Origin of the sequence: Ramlibacter sp., from assembly GCF_035706265.1 — a bacterium.
Classification (GTDB): domain Bacteria; phylum Pseudomonadota; class Gammaproteobacteria; order Burkholderiales; family Burkholderiaceae_C; genus Ramlibacter.
The window spans coordinates 1-3,294 of sequence record NZ_DASSVG010000451.1 but is presented as its reverse complement, the minus strand read 5'-3'; the positions used below and the strand labels follow the sequence as shown (position 1 = coordinate 3,294).

The following is a 3,294-nucleotide window of genomic DNA, read 5'->3' as shown; positions in this document are numbered from 1 at the left end:
CGCATCCTGGCGGTGTTCGAGCCACGCAGCAACACCATGAAGCTGGGGATGATGAAGGCGCAGCTGCCCTGGAGCCTGGAGCAGGCGGACCTGTCCTTCTGCCACGCCGGCGGCCTGGGCTGGGACCCCGTCGAGGCGCTGCAGCCCATGGGCGACAAGGCCCGGGTGGCGCAGACCGTTCCCGAACTGGTGCAGCAGGTGATCGCCGCGGCGCGGCCGGGCGACCACATCCTTTGCATGAGCAATGGCGGCTTCGGCGGGATCCACGGCCAGTTGCTGGAGGCGCTCGGGCGCTGAGCCCCGCGCTCAGTCCAGCGCCGCCCGCACCGTGATGTCCGCCCCGCGCGGGGTGGTGTCCATCACCGATTCGAACAGGCTCTGCTTCGAAGGCGCCGGGTCGCGCACCGCGGCGGCGAGATTGGCCGCGGCGCTGGCACGGCGCGGGTTCGACGTGATCGAGCCCACCACGTAGAGCGCCGAGAGGCAGCGGGCCAGCGCCCCGTCGCCCATGCCGGTGGACTGCTGTAGCGCCTCGAAGTCCATGCCCGGCTGGGCCACCAGTTCGCGCATCAGCAGCAGGTGCGCGTCGCGCAGCTGGCGCTGGGCCAGCCGCGGCGGCCGGCGGAAGAACAGCGGCTTGGTCCGGTAGTGCGGCGGCAGCAGGTCGCGCCGGCTGCGCTGCGCGTACTGCCACATCAGCTGCGAGATGCTGGCGCGCGGCCAGTTCACCGGGATCATCACGGCGCCGTGCTCGCGCACGCACCAGGTCGCGTCGTCGAAATCCTGCGGCCCGGCCGTCGGGTCGACCGCCGCGCCCATCTTCAGGTCCACGACCGCGACCAGTTCGCCTTCGCGCAGCACTTCCCAGGAACCGGCCCCGAGCGTGGGCTGCTTGTCCGAGATGCTGGAGGCCAGGCAGAACTGCGCCAGCATGATCTGCATGAAGCCGGCGAACTGGTGCAGCACCTGCACGGCCGCCTCGCGCTCCTCCAGCGCGAAGCGCAGGGTGGGTTTGAAATCGGCCGCGGCCAGAGGCAGCGTGAAGGCCACCGGCCGGTCCACGTCGGCGAACGCGATCTGCACCGAGCGGCCCGAAGGCACGGCGGGCTGCACCCGCAGGTGCTTGTTGGGCATCAGCATGGTGCGCCGGCCGTCCAGCCACCAGGCGTCGGCCTCGGCAAAGGAGCCCACCTCCCAGCTGAAACGCGGCGTGGCCGCCGCCTGGGCGGCCTCCGCGGCCAGCTTCTGCTGCGCCTCGCCGAAGCCGGCCAGGCCCAGCCGCAGGCCAGGCACCTCGATCGTCATTTGTCTCTCCTCCGCCTCTTCCACCCCGAGTCGAAACAAATATACAACGACAGTTACTAGATGTAAATCAAACAGCGACCTTCTGGCGGCGGTCACGCACCGCCTGGGCGAGAACTTCGAGCAATTCGACCGATTCGCTCCAGCCGATGCAGGCGTCGGTGATGCTTTTGCCGTACTCCAGGGCCTTGGGGTCGTCCTTGCCCGGGGTGAATTTCTGCGCCCCCGCGACCAGGTGGCTTTCGACCATCACGCCGAAGATGTTGCGCGAGCCGCCGGCGATCTGGCCGGCGATGTCCCTGGCGACCGCCACCTGGCGCTCGGCCTGCTTGCTGCTGTTGGCATGGCTGCAGTCCACCATCAGCGTCGGCGGCAGCTTGGCGGCCTGCAGCTCGCGGCAGGCCGTGGCCACGCTCTCGGCGTCGTAGTTGGGCGCCTTGCCGCCGCGCAGGATCACGTGGCAGTCGCGGTTGCCGTTGGTCCGCACGATGGCGACCTGGCCGTTCTTGTGCACCGAGAGGAAGTGGTGGCCGCGGGCGGCGGCCTGGATCGCGTCGGTGGCGATCTTGATGTTGCCGTCGGTGCCGTTCTTGAAGCCGATCGGCGCCGACAGGCCCGACGCCAGCTCGCGGTGCACCTGGCTCTCGGTGGTGCGGGCGCCGATGGCGCCCCAGGCGATCAGGTCGCCGATGTACTGCGGGGAGATCACGTCCAGGAATTCGCTGCCGGCCGGCAGCCCCACCCGGTTGATCTCGATGAGGAGCTGGCGCGCGATGCGCAGGCCCTCGTCGATGCGGTAGCTCTCGTCGAGGTAGGGGTCGTTGATCAGCCCCTTCCAGCCCACCGTGGTGCGCGGCTTCTCGAAGTACACCCGCATCACGATCTCCAGCGTGTCGCGATGCTTGTCGCGCGCCTCCTTCAGCTTGCGCGCGTAGTCCAGCGCCGCGTCGGGGTTGTGGATCGAGCACGGGCCGATCACCACCAGCAGGCGGTCGTCCTGCCCCGCCATGATGTTGTGGATGGCGCGGCGGGTGCCGCTCACCAGGCTTTCCACGGCCGTGCCGCGGATCGGGAAGAAGCGGATCAGGTGTTCGGGGGGCGGCAGCACGGTGATGTCCTTGATGCGCTGGTCGTCGGTCTGGCTGGTACGGTCGACGGGATGCGCATGCCAGGCATCGCTGGCGGCTGCTTTGGGCGGATTCATGACGGCTTCTTCCTGTGGTGGTATTCGGGGGCCCAAGAAAAAACCGCCGGGGGTGCCGGCGGTTTTTCGAGGTTCGTTGCGTTTGTCGCGGGTACGCTCAGATCTCTCTTCCGCCGGGGGCGCTGGAGAACCAAAAGTAGCCGAAAAAGAAGGCGCGAACGGAACGCATGCAGTCAATTTAACACATTCCGCAGGCCCGCCGTCCAGTACGGTCGTCGGGCCGCGTTGCCAGGCCGCCTCGCATCAGGCCGTGCCGCCCACCGTCAGGCCGTCGATGCGCAGCGTGGGTTGGCCCACGCCCACCGGCACGCTCTGGCCTTCCTTGCCGCAGGTGCCCACGCCGGTGTCGAGCCGCATGTCGTTGCCGATCATGCTCACGCGCGTCAGCGCGTCGGGGCCGTTGCCGACGATGGTGGCGCCCTTCACGGGATAGAGGATCCTGCCGTTCTCGACCCAGTAGGCCTCGCTGGCCGAGAACACGAACTTGCCCGAGGTGATGTCGACCTGGCCGCCGCCGAAGTTGGTGGCGTAGAGGCCCTTCTCGATGCTGGCCACGATCTCCTCCGGCGCCTTGTCGCCGCCCAGCATGTAGGTGTTGGTCATGCGCGGCATCGGGATGTGGGCATAGCTCTCACGGCGGCCGTTGCCGGTGGGCGCCACGCCCATCAGGCGGGCGTTGAGCGAATCCTGGATGTAGCCGCGCAGGATGCCGTCCTCGATCAGCACGTTGCGCTGGCTCGGGTTGCCTTCGTCGTCGACGTTGAGCGAGCCGCGCCGGTCGGGCAGGG

The 3,294-nt window shown here is 68.8% G+C and carries 3 protein-coding genes and 1 pseudogene; 1 reads left to right on the top strand and 3 read right to left on the bottom strand.

The window, feature by feature from the left end:
* Positions 1-297 (top strand): annotated as a pseudogene (locus VFM98_RS16200) (UDP-N-acetylmuramate:L-alanyl-gamma-D-glutamyl-meso-diaminopimelate ligase); the annotation flags it as partial.
* Positions 298-306: 9 nt separating this feature from the next.
* On the opposite strand, the gene VFM98_RS16195 reads toward VFM98_RS16200, so the two are convergent.
* The 3 genes from VFM98_RS16195 to VFM98_RS16185 form a co-directional block, all read right to left on the bottom strand.
* Positions 307-1,305 (bottom strand): hypothetical protein, encoded by a 999-nt coding sequence (locus VFM98_RS16195; RefSeq protein ID WP_325110933.1) that lies wholly within the window; start codon positions 1,303-1,305, stop codon positions 307-309.
* A gap of 67 nt (positions 1,306-1,372) precedes the next feature.
* Positions 1,373-2,506, bottom strand: coding sequence for a 3-deoxy-7-phosphoheptulonate synthase (locus VFM98_RS16190; RefSeq protein ID WP_325110932.1), 1,134 nt, complete (start codon positions 2,504-2,506; stop codon positions 1,373-1,375).
* Between the two features lie 243 nt (positions 2,507-2,749).
* The coding region (locus VFM98_RS16185) for a metallopeptidase TldD-related protein (RefSeq protein WP_325110931.1) at positions 2,750-3,294 on the bottom strand (545 nt) is incomplete at its 5' end.

What these genes read in the sequence shown, in the direction of transcription:
- VFM98_RS16195 (WP_325110933.1), bottom strand. Translation starts at nt 1,305, where the DNA reads ATGACGATCGAGGTGCCTGGCCTGCGGCTGGGCCTGGCCGGCTTCGGC.
- VFM98_RS16190 (WP_325110932.1), bottom strand. Translation starts at nt 2,506, where the DNA reads ATGAATCCGCCCAAAGCAGCCGCCAGCGATGCCTGGCATGCGCATCCC.